This is a genomic window from Streptomyces rimosus subsp. rimosus (assembly GCF_000720725.1).
GTDB lineage: Bacteria > Actinomycetota > Actinomycetes > Streptomycetales > Streptomycetaceae > Streptomyces > Streptomyces rimosus_A.
Map to the genome: position 1 here is coordinate 1 of NZ_JOCQ01000009.1, position 20,000 is coordinate 20,000.

A 20,000-nucleotide genomic window follows, 5' to 3' on the forward strand; every position below is an offset into this window, starting at 1 on the left:
CGGTGGGGCCGGGGCGGCGGCCGGGGGCTCCTCCTCCACGCTGATGCCGAAGTCCGTGGCCAGCCCGGCCAGCCCGGTGTCGTACCCCTGCCCGACCGCCCGGAACTTCCAGGCGCCCTGCCGCCGGTACAGCTCCCCGAGCACGAAGGCCGTCTCGGCGGTGGCGTCCTGGCTGTCGAAGCGGGCGAGTTCGGCGCCGCTGCCCGTGTCGAGCACCCGGATGTGCAGCCCGGCGACCCGGCCGAAGGCGCCGCCGTCGGCCGAGGCGGCGAGCACCACCTTGTCCACGGCGGGCTCCAGCCGGGCCAGGTCGACCGCCAGACTGTCGGTCACCGTGTCCCCGGCGGGGCGCTTGCCCTCGTGGCGGACGGCTCCCGAGGCGTGCGCGGGCTGGTTGTAGAAGACGAAGTCCGCGTCGTCGCGGACCCTCCCGGCCGAGGTCAGCAGCAGCGCGGACGCGTCCACGTCCGGGGTGCCGGGGCCGGTGCGCCAGCCCAGTTCCAGCCGTACCGACGTGGCCGGTACCGCGACGTTGCTCCCCTTGGGCATCGACATCGTGGCGCCCTTCCTCTCCTTCGCTCGCCGGGCCGCTGTGCGGCGCCCCCTACTGCACGGTGGCAGGTTCCAACCTACTTGCCGAAAAATGTCCGCCGTTCATCTGATGTGGACACGGCCTTTACACGATTCCTACGGGCGTTCGCGACCGATTTTGCCAAGTTCGCTCACATTACGGATCGCGGGCTTCACACGACACGTGAAACAACCCTCTTTTCAGGCTCCCCAACCGGCACATCGTGGGCTTAACTTATGAGGTATGACCTCCCCCCGCTCTACCTACGGCGGCGGCTACTACGCTTCGCCGTCCTTCCCGGACACCCCGATCTACGACTCCCTCGTCGCCGAGCGCGGCACGCCGCAGATTGCCCCGATCCGCGTCGAGTTGCCCTACGACACCGGCTCCTCGTACATGCCGGCCCTCCCGTCGGCCCTGCCCGCGCTGCCCGCCGCGCCGTCCCAGCCGCAGCCCGGCCCCGGGTATCCGGGCGCCGCGGCCCAGCCGGTGGCGCCGCTGCAGAGCACCCCGGCGCCGTACATCCCGCAGCAGGCGGGCTCGCGCGGCTACCAGCCCCAGCAGCAACAGCCCCCGCGCCCCGCCGGGAACAACGTCGGCTACGACGCCATGCGCCCGGCGGGCCCGGTCGCGCCCCGGCCCGCGCCGTCCCCGTACGACGATCCGTACGGCCGCCAGTACCCGCGCGGGTACTGACCCGGGCGAACCGTACGCGGGCGGAGTTCCGGTCCCGCACTCCGGTGCGGGACCGGCCACCGGGACATGGGGGGCGGCTGGCAGGATGGGGGCGTGCTGAAACCTTTCCTCCACTCCATCCACCGCTATCCGGTCAAATCCGTGGCGGGGTCCGGCCTCGGCGAAGCGGTCGTACAGCCGTGGGGGATCGCCGGGGACCGCCGCTGGATGCTGGTCGACGCCGAGTACCGGTTCGTCACCCAGCGCGCCCGGCCGCGCCTGGCGGCCGTCGCCGCCGCGGAACGCGCGGACGGCACGCTCCGGCTGACCGCGCCGGACATGCCACCGCTGACCGTCCCGGTGCCGGAGCCCGGTGCCACGGTCACGGTCGAGGTCTGGCGGGACAAGGTCGAGGCGGTGCCCGCGTCCGGTGCCGCCGCCGAGTGGTTCAGCACGTATCTGGACGTGCCCGTGCGGCTGGTCCACCTGGACGACCCGGCCACGAGACGGCCGGTCGACCCCGACTACGCGCGCCCGGGCGAGACCGTCGGCTTCGCCGACGGCTTCCCCCTGCTGCTCACCACCACCTCCTCGCTCGACGCCCTGAACTCCCTCGTCGCCCAGGGCAGACACCCGGACGAGGGCCCCCTGCCGATGAACCGCTTCCGGCCGAACGTCGTGGTGGAGGGCACCGCGCCCTGGGACGAGGACGATTGGCAGCGGATACGGATCGGGGAGGTCGCCTTCCGCGTGGTGAAGCCGTGCGGCCGGTGCGTCATCACCACCACCGACCAGCTCACCGGGCAGCGCGGCAAGGAACCGCTGCGCACCCTGGCCCGCCACCGCCGCGTCGGTGACCAGCTCGTCTTCGGCCAGAACCTGATCCCGGAGAACACCGGCACCCTCCGGGTCGGCGACCCCTTCGAGGTGCTCGCCCGCCGCCCGCGCGCCTGAGGACCCGTCGCCCGCCCCCGCGCGCCGGTCCGCTGACTCCCCGTCCGCCTTCTGCACCCGCCCGCCACCGGTGGCGGGCGGGCCGCATTGCGGGCGCGTGTCCGGCTGCCTACAGTGAGCGCACGGCCATGCCGACAGCGGGAGTGTCCAGGTGACGATGCCGTCCTGGGAAGTGCCCGGGGACCATCTCATTCCGGTGCAGCACATGCGTCCCGGGGACCACGCCTTCGTGAGCTACGACGATGACGAGGTGCGCTGGGAGGTCGTGACCGCCTTCGTGCGGCTCGGTCTCGCCCAGGGCGAGAAGGTCATCCTCTTCCCCGATCCGTGGCTCCCGGAGTCCGAGGTGCTGGCCCGGCTCGACTTCACCGGACGCAGCACGGTCACCGCCCGTGAGCGGGGACAGCTGGTGCTGAGCAGCATGCGGGGGCTGATCCGCCCGGACGTCCGGTTCACGCCCGAGCGGCAGCTGGGGCGGCTGTCCGCGGAGACCGCGCGCGCCGCCGACGAGGGCTTCACCGGACTGCGGTCCTTCATCGACATGCGGTGGGTGCCCGACCTGCACGCCGACGTACGGGTGATGATGCACCGTGAGACGCACGCGGACGCGCTGTTCGAGGGCCGTCCGTACAGCGAGATCTGCGCCTACGACCGCCGCTGGTTCGACCGCGAGGTGCTGTACGCCATGGACCGGGCGCATCCGCGCAGCCTCGTGGAACGGCTCGGCACCCTGCGGACGGTGCGCGGCGCCGACGGCAGCCTGTGCTTCGTCGGCGAGGCGGACGCCGGCGCCCGGGCCGACTTCACCGTCGCGCTGGAGCTGGCCCTGTCCGGCAGCGCCGGCGCCCGCCGGCTCACCGTCGACCTGACCCGGCTGCACTTCCTGTCGGTGGGCTGCGCCGCCACGCTGCTCGCGCTCGCCGAACGGGCCGCCGGGCACGACGCGGTCGAGGTCCGCTGTCATCACCCGCAGGCGCGCACGCTCCAGCGGCTCGGCGCGGACTCGGTGTCACGGCTGTTCGTGACGGAGGTGGTACGGCCGTGCTGACACCGGAACCGGCCATGTCCGAGGAGGGGCCCGTGGATACGCGGACCGCCATCTGTCTGCTGCAGCGGCGCTTCACCGCGCGGCTGCTGCCGCAGCTGCGGCTGCTGGTGGAGGAGTGCGCGGTCCGGGAGGGCCTCGCGGAGCCCCGGCGCGGCGAGTTCGTGCTGGCCGTGGACGAGATCGCGGGCAACGCGGTGGAGCACGCGGGCGGCTCGGGGCGGCTGGTGCTGCGGCGCGTCGGCGACGAACTGGAGTGCCGTATCAGCGATTCCGGCCCCGGCTTCAGCGAGACGGTGATCCCCGAACTGCTGCCGGGGCTCGACGGAGCGCACAACGGGCGCGGGCTGTGGCTCGCGCGCCTGGTGGCGGACCGGTTCGCGGTCCGGGCGGGCGCCGACGGCGCGTCCGGCGCCCGGGGCGCGGAGGTCACCCTGGCGGTACGGGTGCGGTAGGACCGCGCGTCCGGGCCCCGGCCGGGTGCCGGTCAGCGCGTGCGGGCCCGGTCACATCCGCCGCAGCCACTCCTGCGCCCGGTCCCGTACGGTCTGTTCGCCCTGCTGCTCGGCCGCGTCGTCGTGCGCGTACTCCAGCTGGTCGATCACCGCCACCACCCCGTCGATCCGGCCCGCCAGCCGCAGCGCCAGGGGCACCTCGCTGCTGCGCGTCAGCCGCCCGGACAGCGTGACCACCCCCGCCCGCACGGACACGCCGATCGCGCCGGGCTTGAGGGCGAGGGTGCGCACGAGGACCTCGGTGACCAGTTCCTCGCGGATCTCCTCGTCCGGGCGCAGGAAGACCTTCAGCAGGTCGGTGCGGGTCACCAGCCCGCACAGCCGGCCCTCCGCGTCGACGACCGGCAGCCGGTCCAGCTTTCCGGTCACCATCAGCCGGGCGGCCTCGGTGACGCTCTGGTGGGGGCCGATGGTCACCGGCGGCGAGGTCATCAGCTGGCCCGCGCGCAGGCTGCGCTTCTGGGCGCGAGCGGCGCGGGCGCTGCCGGTCAGCCGACGGCGGTTGTACCAGCGGTTCTGCAGCATGTCCTGCGCGGCCTGGCGGAACATCAGGTCCGTCTCGGAGATGACGCCCAGCACCTTGCCGTCCGCGTCGACGACCGGCAGCCCCGTCTTGCGGTGCCGGCTCAGCAGATTGACGACTTCCCGGAACGAGGTGCCGGACCGGGCCTTGACGACCTCGGTGTTCATGAGCCGGCCGACCTGTCGGTGATCCATCGCGGGGCCTCCCTCGAGCAGGGATACAGTGTCGGCCGCCGCCCCGGGACCCTGAAGGTCGCGCACACGGCGATACGACCCGCGCCCGGCAGGTGACGGAGTGCCGTACGGGCCCGTGACCGTATGCGGCCCTCCCCCTCTTCCACGGCGGCCCGATGTGTGCCGCTGTCCGTCGCGCCCGGGATCCGCCGTCCGTTCCGTGCATGACGTGGGCCTGACGAGGTACCTGCGGACAGGGAGAGGGGGTACGAAGTGGTACGTGTCATCGCCGGGGTGTGGCGCTGGCGGCGCAATCCGCTGCGCCGGACGACGGATCTGCTGGAGGCGTGGGTGGCGCTGGCCGCCGTCGCGCTGATGGCGCTGGGCGGCGTCCTGGCCGGGCTGGCCGTGGGCGGTGTCGCGAAGGACGCGCTGCTCAGGTCCGTACGGACGCAGGCGCGGGAGCGGCACCAGGTCTGGGCGACGGCGGACCGGGCCCTCCCCCGCGCCTCCCTCGACCCGGACTCCGACACCTCCTCCTCCGGCCGGAACGTGCACCGCCGGGTGGACGCCCACTGGACCGGCCGGGACGGCAGCGGGCACCGCGGCCAGCTCGCCGCGCCGCACGCCGTGCGGGTCGGCGAGCGGTTCCGTATCTGGACGGACGCCCAGGGCCGGGCCGTGCCGCGGCCGATGGACGCCGGAACGGCCGGGGCGCACGCGGTGCTCGCCGGATTCGCCGCGGCGGGCGTCGCCGCGGGCGCGGTCGAGGGCGGCCGGCGGCTGGTCGTACGGCGGCTGCTGACCTGCCGGTACCGGCGCTGGGAGCGGGAGTGGGAGCGCGCCGGCCAGGATTGGGGACGGGCCGGAGCGGGCAGCTGAACGACCGCGGCGGGCACCGGAACGGGCCGCCGGACGGCACCGGAACATCCCCTCCGGGAGCACCCGGACATACAGGCTGACCATGTCATCCGGCGCCCTTCGAGCGCGCTACGGTGGAGCGTCCAGCCTCCCGGCTGGGGTCCCGGGCATACGAACGCGGACATACGCGGACGTACAACTGCCGGGCCGGTAACAGCCGCACGAGGTGGGGGCACGACAGCGCCATGGCACAGGGCTCGGTCCAGGTGACGCACACGGGCACATCGCGGTGGCGGCGCCGCACGGGCGAGTACAGCTCGCTGGCCGCGGCCCTGGACGCCGCCGGGGACGGTGACGTGCTGACCGTGGGCGCCGGCACGTACCGCGAGAACCTGGTGCTGGTGCGCGCGGTGACGCTGCGGGGGCCGGACGGAGCCCGCGGGTCGGTGCGGATCGCGCCCGCCGACGGCGTCGCGCTGACCGTACGGGCCTCCGCGACGGTCCAGGACATCCAGGTGGAGGGGCAGGACTCCACCGTGCCCGCGGTGCTGGTGGAGGACGGGGCGCCGGAGCTGGACGGGCTGCGGGTGGTGACGCGCTCGGCGTCCGGCATCGAGGTGCGCGGGGGCGCGCGCCCGACCGTGCGCCGCTGTTCGGTGGACAACCCGGGCGGCGTGGGCATCAGCGTGCTGGACGGCGCGGGGGGCATCTTCGAGGAGTGCGAGGTGGTGGCCGCCGGGCAGTCCGGGGTCGCGGTACGCGGCGGCGCGCATCCGCGGCTGGAGAACTGCCGGGTGCGGCACGCCTCGGGCGCGGGCCTGTCGGTCAACGGCGAGGGCAGCGGCGTGGAGGCGGTCGGCTGCGAGCTGTACGAGATCAAGGGTGCGGGCGTGCAGGTGGCCGACCGGGCGAGCGGCCAGCTGACCGACTGCACGGTGCACCGCACCTCGGCGGACGGCATCACCCTGGACACCGACGCGGTGCTCACGCTCGCCGACTGCGACATCCACGACATCCCGGAGAACGCCGTGGACCTGCGGTCCCGGTCGGTGCTCACGCTGACCCGCAGCACGGTGCGCCGCTTCGGCCGCAACGGGCTGTCCGTGTGGGACCCGGGCACCCGGGTGGATGCCAACCAGTGCGAGATCCATGACAGTACGGGCGACTACCCGGCGGTGTGGATCAGCGACGGCGCCACCGCCGTACTGGACTCGACGCGGGTGCACGACGTACCGGACGCGCTGTTCGTGCTGGACCGGGGCTCGCGCGCGGACGTGGTGGACTCCGACCTGTCGCAGGTGCGCAACACGGCGGTGTCGGTGAGCGACGGGGCGACCGTGCAGCTCGACGACTGCCGCATCCGGGAGGCGGCGACCGGCGCCTGGTTCCGCGACCACGGCAGCGGCGGCACGCTCGCCAACTGCACCATCGACGCGGCGCAGACCGGCGTGATCGTGACCAAGGGCGCCGATCCCACCGTCGAGCGGTGCACGGTCGACTCCCCGGTCGAGGCGGGTTTCTACGTCTCCGCCGAAGGCCGCGGCACGTTCGACGCCTGCCGGGTGACGGGCAGTTCCGGGTACGGGTTCCACATCATCGACGGGTGCCGGGCGACGCTGACGCGCTGCCGTACGGAGCGGTGCGCGCGCGGCGGGTACGAGTTCGCGGACGGCGGCGCGCAGGGCGCGGGGCACGCGGGCGGGCCGGCCGTGCGGGACTGCACCAGCGACGAGAGCCGCGCGGTGGGCGAGCCGCTGGTCCCGGTGCGGGCGCCGGCGGCGGCACCGGAGACACGGACGGCGGGGCTGCTGGGGAACGTACCGGTGCAGAGCGCGCAGCCCGCGCCGACCGCGCCGCCCGCTCCGGAGGCCGCGGCGCCCGCCGCCGAACACCGGCCCTCCGACGAAGTGCTCGGCGAACTGGACCGGCTGGTCGGCCTGGAGAGCGTCAAGCGCGAGGTGCGCAGCCTGATCAACATGATCGAGGTGGGGCGGCGGCGCCAGGAGGCCGGCCTCAAGGCCGCCTCGGTCCGCCGCCACCTGGTCTTCACCGGCTCCCCCGGCACCGGCAAGACCACCGTCGCCCGGCTCTACGGCGAGATCCTGGCCTCGCTGGACGTGCTGGAGCGCGGGCACCTGGTCGAGGTGTCCCGGGTGGACCTGGTCGGCGAGCACATCGGCTCCACGGCGATCCGTACGCAGGAGGCGTTCGACCGGGCGCGCGGCGGGGTGCTGTTCATCGACGAGGCGTACGCGCTCTCGCCGGAGGACTCCGGGCGGGACTTCGGGCGCGAGGCGATCGACACGCTGGTGAAGCTGATGGAGGACCACCGGGAGGCGGTGGTGGTGATCGTGGCCGGGTACACCGCCGAGATGGAGCGCTTCCTCGCCGTCAATCCGGGCGTGGCCTCGCGTTTCTCCCGCACCATCACCTTCGCCGACTACGCGCCGGAGGACCTGCTGCGCATCGTCGAGCAGCAGGGCGAGGAGCATGAGTACCGGCTGGCCCAGGGTGCGGGCGAGGCCCTGCTGAAGTACTTCACCGCGCTGCCGAAGGGGCCGTCGTTCGGCAACGGCCGGACCGCGCGGCAGACCTTCGAGGCGATGGTCGAGCGGCACGCGGGCCGGGTCGCCCTGCTGGCCGACCCGGACACCGACGATCTCACACTGCTGTACGCGGAGGACCTGCCCGACCTGCCGTGACGGCACGTCAGCAGAGCGGGACGGTCCCCGTTTCGCCGCGCTGGCGCGGCATCCCGGACCCGAGCCGGGCGATCAGTTCGGCGCGGGTCTGCTCGAAGACCGGGTCGGCCTGGTAGTCGCCGTGGCCCAGGACCTGGGCGGGCAGCGGATGTTGCAGGGTCCGGCCGAAGGCGAGCGGGTCGCGCAGCGGGCCGAGGTCGATGTCGGGGCCGCCGTCGCAGGTGAGCCGTACGGGGCCGCCGATGGGGTCGGTCAGCCGCCACAGGTTGCGCCAGTCGTCCATCTCCCGGTGCAGCCCGGTGAGCGCCTCGGGGCCGAAGCAGGCCGGGAACCACCGTCCGTACAGGCGCTCCAGCGGCGATCCGTAGGTGAGCAGCGCGACCCGGCTGCGGGTGACCAGGTCCAGTTGCCAGACGGCGGCCGCGGCCAGCACGCTGCCCTGGGAGTGGCCGGAGATGACCAGGCGGCCGTCGTGGTTCTCGGTCCAGGTGGCCATCCGCCACGTCAGGTCGGGGACGGCGCGCTCGGCGTAGCAGGGCGGGGCGAAGGGGTGCGCGGCGCGCGGCCAGAACGTGCCGACGTCCCACAGGATGCCGATGGTGCGGCGGGTGGAGCGGTCGCGGTAGGCGCGCCAGCCCATGACGGCGAGCAGCAGCACTCCGGCGCCCATCAGCCAGGAGCCGAGCGATTCGGCCGTCGCGGCGGCCGTGTGGACGAGCACCGGCGCGCCTTCGGTGGCCCGGCCGGGCGCCCGGTCGGTGAGCCAGGCGCCGGCCACCGCACCGGCGCCCAGCACCAGGGTCACCACACAGACGGCGCCGATCAGGACGGGCGCGGAGTCCGTGAGCCCGGCCCGCGCGATGGTGCCCGCGATACGGCGCACCCGCTCCTCGTCGGGCCGCTCCTGCTTGTCGTACAGCCCGGGGATGTCCGGCTCGACCTTGCGGCGTACGAGCAGGATCTGCACCCCGGCCAGCAGCGCGAAGGCCGCGACGACCACCAGCAGCACCGGCAGCACCGACGCCTGCCAGGACAGCAGGACGGGCGGGCCCGCGATCGGGTCGCCCGGGCGGCCGGGGGTCGAGCCGCCGTCCAGCCAGTCCGCCAGCCGCTGCGCCGCTCCCCCGGTCAGCACGCCGCCCAGTCCGCACCCCAGCAGCGCGACGGCTGCGCCGTGCAGTCCCTTCAGCGCCGCGCGGCCGTCGCCGTGACCGTGGCGGCGGGCGGCGGCCTGGAGGAAGGCCGCGGTGCACAGGAGCCCGAGGACCAGCAGTCCTTGGAGGACGGCGATGCCGCCGAAGGCTCCGGTGCCCGGCAGCCGGTCGCCGCTGGTCCAGCCGGGCCGCGCCCAGGCCGTGTGGACGGCGGACAGGAAGAGCGCGCCGAGCGCGGCGAACGGCAGTGCCCTGACGAGGAAGCGGTCGCGGTGTTCGTCCGGTTCGGCCTCGGAGCGGGCGGTGCGGCACACGATGCAGACGGTCACCGCGGCCAGCAGCAGGACCAGCGTGAGCAGGGCCCACCCGGCGGCGGGCAGGAAGCCGTCGGCGCCCGTCCGCCGGTCGTGGTCCACGGCCGCCGTGAGCAGGGCGGCGGCGATGGTGAGCAGTCCGGCGGCGGTGTGCGCGGCGCGCAGCCGGGCCACTACCCGGCGGCCGTACCAGAATCCGGGGCGGGTCAGCACGGGGCGCTGGGCGGGCGGTACGTCGCGGGAGGTGCCGGGGCGGCGCGGTGGCGGGGAGGCGGATTCGTACGCGCTCCACGTACGGCGGCAGAGCCACCACAGGAAGCCGACGAGCAGCAGCGGAAAGGCGGCGGCGACCACGATGCGGCGGCCCGGTCCGCTCCAGGCGCCGCCCTGCGCGGGGCTGAGGAAGCCCATCCAGGACTTGCCCGCCGCACAGGCGGCGCTGCCCGCGCACTGCCAGGCCGTCAGGTCCAGCGCCACTTCGCAGGCAGCGGCGACGAGCAGGACGGTCAGGCTCAGGGCGAGGAGGCGGACGAGGATGTCGTACACGCGGTGGCCCTTGTGCCGGGAGGGTGCGGCGGGGCGCATCCAGTGGGCGAGGTTGGCGACCATGAAGGGCAGCAGGATGAGCCACAGGGCGCGGGCTCCGTTGCCGGAAGTGAGGTTGCACCAGCAGTACGCCTCGCGCACCGGTTCGGCACGGTAGTCGTCGGGCCGCTGTTCGGCGTCGGCGTCGACGGCCCGGCGGTACACGGCGGCGGTGTCGTCGCCGGTGACCAGAACGGTGCGCGGATCGCCCAGCATCCTCTCGGGCGTGGTGCCGCCCACGCCGTGCACGAGGAGTTCCAGGGCCGGTTGCCGCCGTGGCGGCGCCCCGTCCGCTCTGTCCGAAGTGGCCGCGGCCGTCTCGCTTGCGCTGTTCACGTGGTCCTTCCCCCGATGCCGTACGTGCCGTCCGGCGCCTGCACGGTACCCGGCGGCGGAGCGACTGTCATGTCATGCTCAAGGGCATTCCCGGGCCCGCGCCGCGGCCCCGGTGCCCCTCGCGCCTGCCTCTTTCCCGCTTCCGCACAGGCGCACCCCACCCCATCGGGGCGGATGCCCCGCGAGCGCGTGCGAGGATGTGGGCGAAACGGCAGCCGGGCGGAAGGGACAGGCCGGGGTGAGCGACAACCAGAACCTCCTCGCGGAGCAGCGTCGCGCTCTGATCCTCGACGAGGTCAGACGGCGCGGCGGGGTCCGCGTGAACGAGCTGACCCGCAGGCTCAACGTCTCGGACATGACGGTCCGGCGCGACCTGGACGCGCTCGCCCGGCAGGGCATGATCGAGAAGGTGCACGGCGGGGCGGTGCCGGTCAGCGAGCCGAGCAGCCACGAGCCGGGCTTCGAGGCCAAGTCGGGGCTGGAGCTGAGCGCCAAGGAGGACATCGCCAAGGCGGCGGCCCGGATGGCCGCGCCGGGCGGCGCGATCGCCCTGGCGGGCGGCACCACCGCGTTCGCGCTGGCCCAGCAGCTGCTGGAGGTGCCGGACCTGACGGTGGTCACCAACTCGGTACGGGTGGCCGACGTGTTCTACAACGCGCAGCGGGCGGCGGCCGGCGGCGCCGCGCCCCGGGCGGGCGCGGCGACGGTGGTGCTGACCGGCGGCGTGCGCACCCCCTCGGACACCCTGGTGGGGCCGGTCGCGGACGCCGCGATCCGCTCGCTCCACTTCGACGTGCTGTTCCTGGGCGTGCACGGCATATCCGTCGAGGCCGGGCTGTCCACGCCCAACCTCGCCGAGGCGGAGACCAACCGCCACTTCGTCCGCTCCGCGCGCCGCGTCGTGGTGGTGGCCGACCACACGAAGTGGGGCACGGTCGGCCTCAGTTCCTTCGCTTCGCTGGAGGACGTGGATGTGCTGGTGACCGACCGCGGGCTGCCGGCGCAGGCCCGTGAGGAGATCGCGGAGCTGCCGCCGGAGCTGGTGGTCGCGGGCGAGCCGGGCGACGGTACGGACCTCTGAGGGGCCGCCGCGTACGAAGGAGCCGCCGCCCCGGGGCCGGCCGCCTTCAGCCGGACCAGACGCCCGTCTCCAGGAAGTGGTCGATCGTCGCCGCGTACGGCGCGATGTCCAGGCCCTGTTCCTCCAGCCAGCTGTCCGAGTAGTACTTGTCCAGGTAGCGGTCGCCGGGGTCGCAGAGCAGTGTGACGACCGAGCCGGTGCGCCCTTCGGCGACCATCTCCGCGACGATCTTCAGCGCGCTCCACAGACCGGTGCCCGTCGAGCCGCCCGCCTTGCGCCCGATGGCCCGCTCCAGGGCGCGTACGGCCGCCACGCTCGCCGCGTCCGGGACCTTCATCATCCGGTCGACGGCGCCGGGCACGAAACTGGGCTCCATGCGCGGGCGGCCGATGCCCTCGATGCGCGAGGCGGTGGCGCAGTCCGTCTTCGCGTCGCCGGTGCGCCAGCCGTCGAAGAAGCAGGAGTTCTCCGGGTCGGGCACGCAGATGCGGGTGTCGTACTGCATGTAGTGCACATAGCGGGCGATGGTCGCGGAGGTGCCGCCGGTGCCGGCCGTGGCGACGATCCAGGCGGGCTCCGGGTAGCGCTCCAGCCGCAGCTGCTGGTAGATCGACTCGGCGATGTTGTTGTTGCCGCGCCAGTCCGTCGCCCGTTCGGCGTAGGTGAACTGATCCATGTAGTGCCCGCCCGACTCGGCGGCGAGCCGCGCGGAGACCGCGTACACCGTCCGCGGATCGTCCACGAGATGGCAGGTGCCGCCGTGGAACTCGATCAGCCGGGTCTTCTCGCGGCTGGTCGTGGCGGGCATCACCGCGATGAAGGGCACGCCGATCAGGCTCGCGAAGTACGCCTCGGAGACCGCGGTGGAGCCGCTGGAGGCCTCGATGACGGGCTTGCCGGGCCGGATCCAGCCGTTGCACAGGCCGTAGAGGAAAAGCGAGCGGGCCAGCCGGTGCTTGAGGCTGCCGGTCGGATGCGTCGACTCGTCCTTCAGGTACAGGTCGATGCCCCACTCCTCCGGCAGCGGGAAGCGCAGCACATGGGTGTCCGCCGTCCGGTTGGCGTCCGCCTGGACCTTGCGGACGGCTTCTTTGAGCCAGGACCGGTAGTCCGGATCACTGCGGTCGATGTCCACGGTCGGCATCGGGCAGCCGCTTCCCGGCACCCGCTCCGGGCGGTCGGCTGGTGACTGTGCGGTGCTCATCGCCGTGCTCCCGACGTCGTACGTCAGCCCGCGCGGACCGCCGGGCCTGCCCCGACTATAACCACCCGCAACACGCTTCTCACCTGCATAAACAACCCTTTGGGCAGCCCCAAGCAGCGCCTGGGGAAAAGCTGGCGGCGAGCTTTGGCCAAGGGGTACTGGTGCGCAGGGCACGACGGAGGCAGACTGCGCACCGAGGGTGCGGGTGCGGACCGCACGCCGTCGTGCCAAGGAGGAGATCGCCATGGCGGAGCCCGAATTCAACGCCACCGGGGTGCGCATAGAGAGAGGGCTGCTCCGGTCGCTCACCCGGGCGGGCCAGGTAGTGATCAAGGATGGCAGGCTGGCCCTGCTCACGAGTTACGGCACCGAGATAGACAGCGCGCCGGTCCAGGCCGTACAGGCGCACAAACCGCTGTTCGCGGCCCGCGACCGGGCACTCGCCACGATGAACGGGCACCGTTACTCGCTGACGCTGGGCACTCCGGACCGCTTCCTGGATGCCGTACGCGCGGCGCGCTCCGCGCGCGCCTGACAGGGTCTTTCGGGGGACGGTGCGGTTGCGGGAGCGCACTGGTGGGACGACCCTGGACTCGTATCACTGAGGGTTCACCAGCGGTGACACTGTGGTGGAAGGCGGCATCGCTGGATCCGATCTTCGCCCCCGTCGTACGAGGGCGCCCGACCTCATCAGGGAGTCGCGGTCGTGATCAGGCAGCCCAGCAGACACTGCACGGTGGAGCTACAGGCCCTTCCGGCACGGATCGGCCAGGTGCGCCGCATCGTATCGGCGCAGCTCCGCTACTGGCGTCTAGACGCCTTGATAGACCCGGCCGCGCTCGGGGTGACCGAGCTACTGGCCAATGTGCACCAGCACGCCGTGCCCAGCAAGCAGTGCACCGTCGAACTGCTCGTCCTCCTGGACCAGTTGACGGTCTCGGTACGCGACCTGGACCCGCGGCTGCCCCGGGTACGGGCGGCCGGAGCCCTCGATACCGAGGGCCGCGGACTGTCCCTGATCGCGGCCCTCAGCGAGAGCTGGGGGGTACGCCCCGACGGCGGCGGCAAGGTCGTGTGGTTCACGCTCCCCACGCTCACGCTCGCGCCCGAGGAGTCCGTGCGCCGCACGTCGGCGGGGCGCTCGTCATGCGCCCGCGGCGCGCTGCCGCGCGAACCGGCGCACCCTCCCGTCGAACCGCCCCTGCGCGCACCGCTGGACACCCGTCCGCGGGTACGGGGCGCCGGGGTCGTTTGAAGGGGGCCGGTCACCGGCCCGGTCCGCCGCGCACCGGTGCGGTGCGCGGCTGACGTCCGGGGCACCGCGCTCACACCGCGCCGCCCTTCTGCCCGGCACCGAACCGCTCGTCCAGGACGGAGAGCCGGCGCCAGTACTCGTCCTCGTCGATCTCCCCCGTGGCGAAGCGCCGGGCGAGCAGGTCGATCGGTGACGGGTCCGCGCCGCCCGCCGGTCCCGGCGCCGCACCGCGGGAGCCGCCGAACCGCTGCCAGGGCCCGCGCCCGCGCCACACGGTGCGCCGCAGCAGCGTGATCACGCCGAATACGACGGCCGCCCAGAACAGCGGGAAGAGCAGGAACCAGGGGCCGGGGCCGCCGGTCCATGGGTGCGCCAGGTCGAACATGGGTCAACTCCTTCTGAGTTTCCCGATTTCTCGGCTTCTCGGTTTTCTGGCTTCTCGGTTTTCGCCTCTCGGCAATTTCCGGGAAGCCGGTGTTCTCCCTGTCGAGCCTGCTCCGCCGGGGGCCGCGGGGCGTCGTACGGCCGGCGGCACCGCACGTACCACCGGGGAAGTACACGCACGGCTCCGACCTCCGCCCGGCATCCGCCGGCCACCACTGTTGATCTCTGTAACTACTGGTATGTACAGTGAGGTCATGACCACCTCCGAACGGCTCATCGAGAGCACCCGGGAGCTCCTGTGGGAGCGCGGTTTCACCGGCACCAGCCCGAAGGCGATCCTGCAGCGCGCGGGCGTCGGCCAGGGCAGCATGTACCACCACTTCGCGGGCAAGTCCGACCTCGCGCTCGCCGCCATCCGCCGGACCGCGGAGAGCATGCGGGCCACTGCCGAGACGGCCCTGTCCGGCGAGGGCGGCGCGTACGACCGGGTGCGCGCCTACCTGCTCCGCGAGCGGGACGTGCTGCGCGGCTGCCCGGTGGGCCGGCTGACCATGGACCCCGACGTCATCGCCGATCCGGCGCTGCGTCAGCCGGTGTTCGAGACGCTGGACTGGCTGCGCGGCCGGATCGCCGGAATCCTCCGGGACGGCCTGGAGCAGGGCGAGTTCGACGCGGAGCTGGACCCGGAAGGCACGGCCGCGGCCGTGGTCGCCACCGTGCAGGGCGGTTACGTACTGGCCCGCGCCGCGGAGTCGCCCGCCCCCTTCGACACCGCCGTACACGGCGTACTCACCCTCCTCGCGGCCCGTACCACTCGTACCGCTGCCGGCGCCTGACGGCCCACCAGCTAGCCGAAACCGGAAAGGCGTCACCCATGGAGATCACCCGCAGCCGCCCGGACAGCCGGAGCGGACCCGCCGAGCAGTTCACCGGCACCGTGTGGCTCGACGAACTGGCGGCGCCGCCCGCGCCGTCCCGGCTGCGCATGTTCAGCGTCCACTTCGCGCCCGGCGCCCGTACCGCCTGGCACCGCCACCCGCACGGTCAGGTCCTGTACGTCACTGAGGGCGTCGGCCTGGTGCAGCGCCGGGGCGGCCCGGTCGAGGAGATCAGGGCCGGCGACACGGTGTGGACCCCCGCGGGCGAATGGCACTGGCACGGTGCCGCGCCCGGCACCTTCATGACCCACCTCGCCGTGGTCGAGGCGGCGGCCGACGGCACGACCACCGAATGGGGCTGTCTGGTCGACGAGGCCCGCCCCGAGTGAACGCCCCTCTCCCCCACCCCTCTTCAGGAGCTCACGTGCACGCCTTGCAGTATGCCGTCACCCTGCCCGCCGACTACGACATGGGCATCATCCGCGACCGGGTACGGGCCCGGGGCCATCTCCTCGACACCTACGACGGGCTCGGGATGAAGGCGTACGGCGTCCGCGAACGCGGGATCGACGGTTCGCCCGTCAATCAATATGCGCCGTTCTACCTCTGGGCCGATGCCCCGGCGATGCACCGTTTCCTCCTCGGTGACGGGTTCCGTGGCGTGATCCGCGACTTCGGCCGCCCGGCCGTACGGCACTGGATGGGCGTCCACCACGCACGCGGCCCGGCGGCCGGAGCGGCCCCCCGCTGCTTCGTACGCCGCACGCAGACGCTGGCCGAGGGTACGGATCCGGCCACCGCCGTCGAGGAAGCGGTGACCGAGCAGCGGCGGCTGGCCGGTACGGACGGGGTGCACACCACCGCGCTGGGGATCGACCCCCGGCACTGGGAACTGGTGCACTTCACCCTCTGGGAGGACACCGCCCCCGAGGCGGACGGAGAGCGCTTCCAGGTGCTGCACCTGTCCGCGCCCGGCGCCGACCGGCTGCCGGAGGGCGCACAGTGATGACCGAGCCCCCGAAGGACGCCGGCGCCCGCCCGGAACCCACCGTCCGCACCGTCTCCGGCGACGTCTCCCCCACCGGCCTCGGCGTCTGCGACGCCCACGACCACCTCTTCCTGCGCAGCCCGCAGCTCCCCGGCCAGGAACTGGCCGACACCGGCGCGGCGGCTGCCGAACTGCGGGCGTTCCGTGAGGCGGGCGGCGGCACGGTGATCCAGTGGACGCCGTACGGGATGGGGCGGCGCGCGGCGGAACTGCCGCGGCTGGCCGCGGAGTCGGACGTACGGATCGTCGCCGCGACCGGACTGCACCAGGCGGTGCATTACGCGCCCGAGGTGCTGGAGCGGGTGATGGGGAAGGCCGCCGGCGCGGCTGTCCCCGGGGGCCTTGCCGGGCTGTTCGTGGCGGAGCTGACGGACGGGATCGGCGGACGGGGCGGGAACTCGGGCACTTCCGGGGGCCGACCCGGGCGTGATCACGGGGATGCCGGCGCCACCGTGCGGGCCGGCATGATCAAGGTCGCCGGCGGCTTCCACGGCCTGGACGCGCACGCCCGGCACACCATGGCCGCCGCGGCCGAGGCCCACCACGCCACCGGCGCACCCATCGGCGTCCACCTGGAGCTGGGCACCGGCGCGGCGGACGTGCTCGACCTGCTGTGCGGGCGGTTGGCGGTGCCGCCGGAGCGGGTGATCCTGGGCCACCTCAACCGCTCGCCCGACCTCGTCGTCCACCGGCAGGCCGCCGCGGCCGGTGCCTACCTGGCCTTCGACGGGCCCTCGCGTGCCAACCACGCCACGGACTGGCGGCTCCCGGACGCGCTGGCCGCGCTCGCGGACGCCGGGTACGGGGACCGGCTGCTGATCGGCGGCGACACGACGACCGCGGCGGCCCGCTCGGTGAACGGCGGTCCCGGCATGCCCCATCTGCTGCGACGGCTGCGCCCGCGGCTCGAACTCGCGCTGGACGAGGCGCTGGTACGGCGCGTCTTCACGACGAATCCGGCGCGGGCGTTCGCGGTGGCGTGGAAATGAGCGGACGGCGGGAAGTGAGCGAGCGGGCTGGCAGGGAGTGAGCGGTCGGGCGGGGAGTGTCCCGGCGCCGGGGCCCGGGTGACAATGGCGGCGGGCACACCCACCGGCTTCGGGCCGACGGGCACATCCACCGGCCCCGGGAGGCACCGTGCGGCACCTCGGCATCCTCGCGCACAGCACCGAAGGCGCGGCCCTGTGCTTCCGGGCGTTCTGCCAGGAGGGCTTCGCCGAACTGGGCCCGTACGACCATCCGGACGTGACGCTGGACTGCATCAGCATGGCCCGCTCCATGCCCGCCTGGGAGGCCGGTGATCACCATGCGATCCGGGGCGTCCTGCTGGAGAGCGCGGCGCGGCTCGCCCGCGCGGGCGCGGACTTCTTCGTCTGCCCCGACAACACCGCCCACCTGGCCCTCGGACTGCCCGGCGCGGAACTGCCGCTGCCCGGGCTGCACATCGCCGAGGTGGTCGCCGAACGCGCCGCCCGTGAGGGGCACCGGCGCGTCGGCGTGCTGGGGACCGCGTACACGATGGACGGCCCGCTCTACCGGGACGCGCTGGGCGCCCGGGGTATCACGGCCGACGTACCGGACGAGCGGGACCGCCGCACCGTCCACGAGATCATCTTCGCCGAGCTGGTGAACGGCGTGTTCTCCGGGCCCGCGCGCCAGGAGTACGTCCGCGTCATCGAGCGGCTGGCGGCACGCGGCTGCGACGCGGCCGCCCTCGTCTGTACGGAGATTCCGCTGCTGGTGCCCCCGGAGGCGGCGCCGCTGCCGACGCTGGACTCGACACGGCTGCTGGCGCGCGCCGCCTTCGAGACCGCCGTCGGCCGGCGGCCCGCACCAGTGTGGCGCGGGGGGCCGCCAGGTCCCTTCTGAGGGCTCCCGGAACGCACCATGCAGAACACGAACACCATGCCCCCGCCCTTCCTCCCCGTTCCCGGAGGCCAACGGCGAGGGCGTCCACCATCTCGCGTCCACCATCTCGCGTACGCCGTCGAGAGCATCGCCCGGCATCTCGCCACTCTGCGCGAGGCGGGCGAGGGCCCGGATGTCGTCTTCGACGGGGCCATCGCGGACCGGGCCCGCCTCGTGTACCTGGACGGCCTGGCGCACGGGCCGGTCATCGAGCTGATCGAGCGGGCCGCCCAAAGCCGCTGACCACCCCGGGGCGGCGGCCGCTCAGCCGCTCGCGGCCCCCTCCTCCAGCACCACCAGCGGATCGTCCAGCACCGGCTGCCAGGCCAGCTCCGCCGCGCCGACCAGGCTGTTGTGGTCGAGCGAGCAGGGCAGGATCGGTACGCCGCCGCTGCGTCCCCACAGGCTGCGGTCGGCGACCACGGCCCGCAGTCGCTCCGGGTCGGCTCCCAGGAGTTCGCGGTGCAGGCCGCCGAGGATGATGCGGTCCGGGTTGAGGATGTTGACGAGCCCGGCGATCCCCAGGCCGAGCCGGTCGATCAGCAGGTCGGCGGCGGCCCGTACGGACGGGTCGTCGTACTCCTCGCGCAGCAGGTCGGTGGCCTGCCGCAGCAGCGAGCCCTCGGGGCCCGGCGCGCGGCGCGCGGCGCCGAGGAAGGCGAGCGGGTCCGCCTCGACGTCCAGGCAGCCGCGGCTGCCGCAGTGGCAGGGGGCGCCCTCCGGGTTGACGGTCAGGTGGCCGACCTCCAGGGCCAGGCCCGAACTGCCGCTGTGCAGCCGCCCGTCCAGGACCAGCGCGCCGCCGACGCCCCGGTGCCCGGAGGCGACGCACAGCAGATCGCGGGCGCCGCGGCCGGCGCCGTGCCGGTGTTCGGCCAGTGCGGCGAGGTTGACATCGTTGCCCGTGAAGCCGATTCCCGCGGTGACCCCGGGGATACGGGCGTCGGCGAGCGCGCGCCGGAAGAGACGGCGTACGGGGGCGCCCGTGGGCCAGGCCAGGTGCAGCGGGTTGAGCGCCTCACCGTCGGGTTCGGCGACGGCGGACGGGATGGCGAGGGCCGCGCCGAGGCAGCGCCGCCCGGTCCGTTCGAGCATCCCGGCCCCGGACGCCACGACTTCGGCAAGTACGTGGGCCGGGTCGGCGGGGATGGTGTCGCAGCCGCTCTCGGTGGCCACGATGCGCCCGCCGAGGCCGACCAGCGCGGTGCGGTAGCCGTCGGCGTGGATCTGCGCGGCGAGGACCACGGGGCCGTTCTCGTCGAGGAACAGCCGGTGCGAGGGGCGGCCCTGGGACCCCGCCGAGGCGGTCGGGCGGGAGTCGACGGTGATCAGGCCGAGCGCTTCCAGCTCCGCCGCCACCGCGCCGGCGGTCGCCCGGGTCACGCCGAGTTCCGAGGTGAGCACGGCACGGGTGGGCGCGCGCCCGGTGTGTACGAGCTCCAGCGCGGGGCCGAGGGCGCTGCGGCCCCGCTCCAGCCTGGTTGTCCGAGTGTGGGTCACGCCCCCATTCTTGCTTTGTACCGACGGTGAACAAAACACGGGCCGCCGTTCCGCGCGCCCGCAAGCGGACGGCCGGGCCGCTCACGGCGGGCGCGGCGGGCATCGCGTACGGCCGGAAGCGGGGTGGCGGGTACCGCCGACGGCCGGGTACGGCTACCGCGCAGCGCGTACCGCCGCGTACGCGGGAGTCGATACGCGGATGACGGGTACCCGGCCTGCCGAAAGGGACCGACGGCGGACCATAATGGGCTACTTGGTCACGGATTCGGCCAGGGCATCCGGCCGGAGGGCGCCGGCGTGCGCGGCGCGCGCCACCGCCGTCCGGCCACCCCGA

Annotated in this window: 21 protein-coding genes; 15 read left to right on the forward strand and 6 right to left on the reverse strand. The window is 73.9% G+C overall.

The window, feature by feature from the left end:
- Positions 1-555 (reverse strand): TerD family protein (locus IH45_RS0106710; RefSeq protein ID WP_032916923.1); only part of this gene is annotated, 555 nt, incomplete at its 3' end.
- Positions 556-814: 259 nt separating this feature from the next.
- On the opposite strand from IH45_RS0106710, the gene IH45_RS0106715 reads away from it, so the two are divergent.
- From IH45_RS0106715 to IH45_RS0106730, 4 genes are all read left to right on the forward strand, one after another.
- Positions 815-1,267 (forward strand): DUF6643 family protein, encoded by a 453-nt coding sequence (locus IH45_RS0106715; RefSeq protein ID WP_030662884.1) that lies wholly within the window; start codon positions 815-817, stop codon positions 1,265-1,267.
- 93 nt (positions 1,268-1,360) lie between these two features.
- Positions 1,361-2,200: an MOSC domain-containing protein gene (locus IH45_RS0106720; protein ID WP_030662885.1), complete on the forward strand. Its 840-nt coding sequence runs from the start codon at positions 1,361-1,363 to the stop codon at positions 2,198-2,200.
- A 205-nt stretch (positions 2,201-2,405) separates the two neighbouring features.
- Positions 2,406-3,248 (forward strand): MEDS domain-containing protein, encoded by an 843-nt coding sequence (locus IH45_RS0106725; RefSeq protein ID WP_234440441.1) that lies wholly within the window; start codon positions 2,406-2,408, stop codon positions 3,246-3,248.
- A 14-nt stretch (positions 3,249-3,262) separates the two neighbouring features.
- On the forward strand, positions 3,263-3,700 hold the full coding sequence (locus IH45_RS0106730; protein WP_050514608.1) for an ATP-binding protein: 438 nt from the start codon (positions 3,263-3,265) through the stop codon (positions 3,698-3,700).
- 51 nt (positions 3,701-3,751) lie between these two features.
- Here IH45_RS0106730 and IH45_RS0106735 read toward each other — a convergent pair whose 3' ends face one another.
- A complete protein-coding gene (locus IH45_RS0106735; protein ID WP_030662894.1) occupies positions 3,752-4,477 on the reverse strand; it encodes a CBS domain-containing protein in 726 nt (241 codons plus the stop codon).
- A gap of 252 nt (positions 4,478-4,729) precedes the next feature.
- On the opposite strand from IH45_RS0106735, the gene IH45_RS0106740 reads away from it, so the two are divergent.
- Both IH45_RS0106740 and IH45_RS0106745 read left to right on the forward strand, forming a co-directional pair.
- Complete coding sequence (locus IH45_RS0106740) at positions 4,730-5,338, forward strand: Rv1733c family protein (protein WP_234440442.1); 609 nt, start codon at positions 4,730-4,732, stop codon at positions 5,336-5,338.
- A 224-nt stretch (positions 5,339-5,562) separates the two neighbouring features.
- On the forward strand, positions 5,563-8,019 hold the full coding sequence (locus IH45_RS0106745) for a right-handed parallel beta-helix repeat-containing protein (protein ID WP_030662900.1): 2,457 nt from the start codon (positions 5,563-5,565) through the stop codon (positions 8,017-8,019).
- Positions 8,020-8,026: 7 nt separating this feature from the next.
- Here the strand turns inward: IH45_RS0106745 and IH45_RS01000000143205 are convergent, their stop codons facing one another.
- Entirely contained in the window at positions 8,027-10,408 is a 2,382-nt protein-coding gene (locus IH45_RS01000000143205; protein WP_032916925.1) for a membrane protein, read from the reverse strand.
- Between the two features lie 238 nt (positions 10,409-10,646).
- Between IH45_RS01000000143205 and IH45_RS0106755 the strand changes: the two genes are divergently transcribed.
- Positions 10,647-11,489, forward strand: coding sequence for a DeoR/GlpR family DNA-binding transcription regulator (locus IH45_RS0106755; RefSeq protein ID WP_030662903.1), 843 nt, complete (start codon positions 10,647-10,649; stop codon positions 11,487-11,489).
- 46 nt (positions 11,490-11,535) lie between these two features.
- On the opposite strand, the gene IH45_RS0106760 is transcribed toward IH45_RS0106755, so the two are convergent.
- Positions 11,536-12,693, reverse strand: coding sequence for a PLP-dependent cysteine synthase family protein (locus IH45_RS0106760; RefSeq protein ID WP_030662906.1), 1,158 nt, complete (start codon positions 12,691-12,693; stop codon positions 11,536-11,538).
- A 244-nt stretch (positions 12,694-12,937) separates the two neighbouring features.
- Here IH45_RS0106760 and IH45_RS0106765 point away from each other — a divergent pair, with 244 nt between their 5' ends.
- Together IH45_RS0106765 and IH45_RS1000000145075 are read left to right on the forward strand one after the other, a co-directional pair.
- Positions 12,938-13,228, forward strand: a complete 291-nt coding sequence (locus IH45_RS0106765) for a hypothetical protein (RefSeq protein ID WP_030371383.1) — start codon at positions 12,938-12,940, stop codon at positions 13,226-13,228.
- Positions 13,229-13,399: 171 nt separating this feature from the next.
- A complete protein-coding gene (locus tag IH45_RS1000000145075) occupies positions 13,400-13,948 on the forward strand; it encodes an ATP-binding protein (RefSeq protein WP_234440443.1) in 549 nt (182 codons plus the stop codon).
- 70 nt (positions 13,949-14,018) lie between these two features.
- On the opposite strand, the gene IH45_RS0106775 is transcribed toward IH45_RS1000000145075, so the two are convergent.
- Positions 14,019-14,333, reverse strand: a complete 315-nt coding sequence (locus IH45_RS0106775; protein ID WP_030662912.1) for an SHOCT domain-containing protein — start codon at positions 14,331-14,333, stop codon at positions 14,019-14,021.
- Positions 14,334-14,586: 253 nt separating this feature from the next.
- On the opposite strand from IH45_RS0106775, the gene IH45_RS0106780 reads away from it, so the two are divergent.
- The 6 genes from IH45_RS0106780 to IH45_RS0106805 all read left to right on the forward strand — a co-directional run bounded on the left by IH45_RS0106780 (position 14,587) and on the right by IH45_RS0106805 (position 18,409).
- Positions 14,587-15,168 carry a TetR/AcrR family transcriptional regulator gene (locus IH45_RS0106780; protein ID WP_107058585.1) on the forward strand — a complete coding sequence of 194 codons (582 nt, stop codon included), beginning with the start codon at positions 14,587-14,589 and terminating at the stop codon, positions 15,166-15,168.
- A gap of 38 nt (positions 15,169-15,206) precedes the next feature.
- Positions 15,207-15,599 carry a (R)-mandelonitrile lyase gene (locus IH45_RS0106785; RefSeq protein ID WP_030662919.1) on the forward strand — a complete coding sequence of 131 codons (393 nt, stop codon included), beginning with the start codon at positions 15,207-15,209 and terminating at the stop codon, positions 15,597-15,599.
- A gap of 35 nt (positions 15,600-15,634) precedes the next feature.
- Positions 15,635-16,216, forward strand: coding sequence for a DUF4865 family protein (locus tag IH45_RS0106790; RefSeq protein WP_030662922.1), 582 nt, complete (start codon positions 15,635-15,637; stop codon positions 16,214-16,216).
- Complete coding sequence (locus tag IH45_RS0106795; protein ID WP_030662925.1) at positions 16,216-17,247, forward strand: phosphotriesterase family protein; 1,032 nt, start codon at positions 16,216-16,218, stop codon at positions 17,245-17,247. Before IH45_RS0106790 ends, IH45_RS0106795 begins: the two co-directional genes overlap by 1 nt.
- Positions 17,248-17,395: 148 nt before the next feature.
- Positions 17,396-18,127 carry an aspartate/glutamate racemase family protein gene (locus tag IH45_RS0106800; protein ID WP_030662927.1) on the forward strand — a complete coding sequence of 244 codons (732 nt, stop codon included), beginning with the start codon at positions 17,396-17,398 and terminating at the stop codon, positions 18,125-18,127.
- Between the two features lie 18 nt (positions 18,128-18,145).
- Positions 18,146-18,409, forward strand: a complete 264-nt coding sequence (locus tag IH45_RS0106805) for a VOC family protein (RefSeq protein ID WP_030662931.1) — start codon at positions 18,146-18,148, stop codon at positions 18,407-18,409.
- Positions 18,410-18,430: 21 nt separating this feature from the next.
- Here the strand turns inward: IH45_RS0106805 and IH45_RS0106810 are convergent, their stop codons facing one another.
- The gene (locus IH45_RS0106810; protein ID WP_030662933.1) at positions 18,431-19,666 is read right to left on the reverse strand and encodes an ROK family protein; all 1,236 of its coding nucleotides are present in this window, start codon (positions 19,664-19,666) and stop codon (positions 18,431-18,433) included.
- Positions 19,667-20,000: the final 334 nt, after the last annotated feature.

What these genes read in the sequence shown, in the direction of transcription:
- IH45_RS0106735 (WP_030662894.1), bottom strand. Translation starts at nt 4,477, where the DNA reads ATGGATCACCGACAGGTCGGCCGGCTCATGAACACCGAGGTCGTCAAG.
- IH45_RS0106780 (WP_107058585.1), top strand. Translation starts at nt 14,587, where the DNA reads ATGACCACCTCCGAACGGCTCATCGAGAGCACCCGGGAGCTCCTGTGG.
- IH45_RS0106760 (WP_030662906.1), bottom strand. Translation starts at nt 12,693, where the DNA reads ATGAGCACCGCACAGTCACCAGCCGACCGCCCGGAGCGGGTGCCGGGA.
- IH45_RS0106775 (WP_030662912.1), bottom strand. Translation starts at nt 14,333, where the DNA reads ATGTTCGACCTGGCGCACCCATGGACCGGCGGCCCCGGCCCCTGGTTC.
- IH45_RS0106715 (WP_030662884.1), top strand. Translation starts at nt 815, where the DNA reads ATGACCTCCCCCCGCTCTACCTACGGCGGCGGCTACTACGCTTCGCCG.
- IH45_RS0106785 (WP_030662919.1), top strand. Translation starts at nt 15,207, where the DNA reads ATGGAGATCACCCGCAGCCGCCCGGACAGCCGGAGCGGACCCGCCGAG.
- IH45_RS0106805 (WP_030662931.1), top strand. Translation starts at nt 18,146, where the DNA reads ATGCAGAACACGAACACCATGCCCCCGCCCTTCCTCCCCGTTCCCGGA.
- IH45_RS0106730 (WP_050514608.1), top strand. Translation starts at nt 3,263, where the DNA reads ATGTCCGAGGAGGGGCCCGTGGATACGCGGACCGCCATCTGTCTGCTG.
- IH45_RS0106725 (WP_234440441.1), top strand. Translation starts at nt 2,406, where the DNA reads ATGCGTCCCGGGGACCACGCCTTCGTGAGCTACGACGATGACGAGGTG.
- IH45_RS0106765 (WP_030371383.1), top strand. Translation starts at nt 12,938, where the DNA reads ATGGCGGAGCCCGAATTCAACGCCACCGGGGTGCGCATAGAGAGAGGG.
- IH45_RS0106745 (WP_030662900.1), top strand. Translation starts at nt 5,563, where the DNA reads ATGGCACAGGGCTCGGTCCAGGTGACGCACACGGGCACATCGCGGTGG.
- IH45_RS0106795 (WP_030662925.1), top strand. Translation starts at nt 16,216, where the DNA reads ATGACCGAGCCCCCGAAGGACGCCGGCGCCCGCCCGGAACCCACCGTC.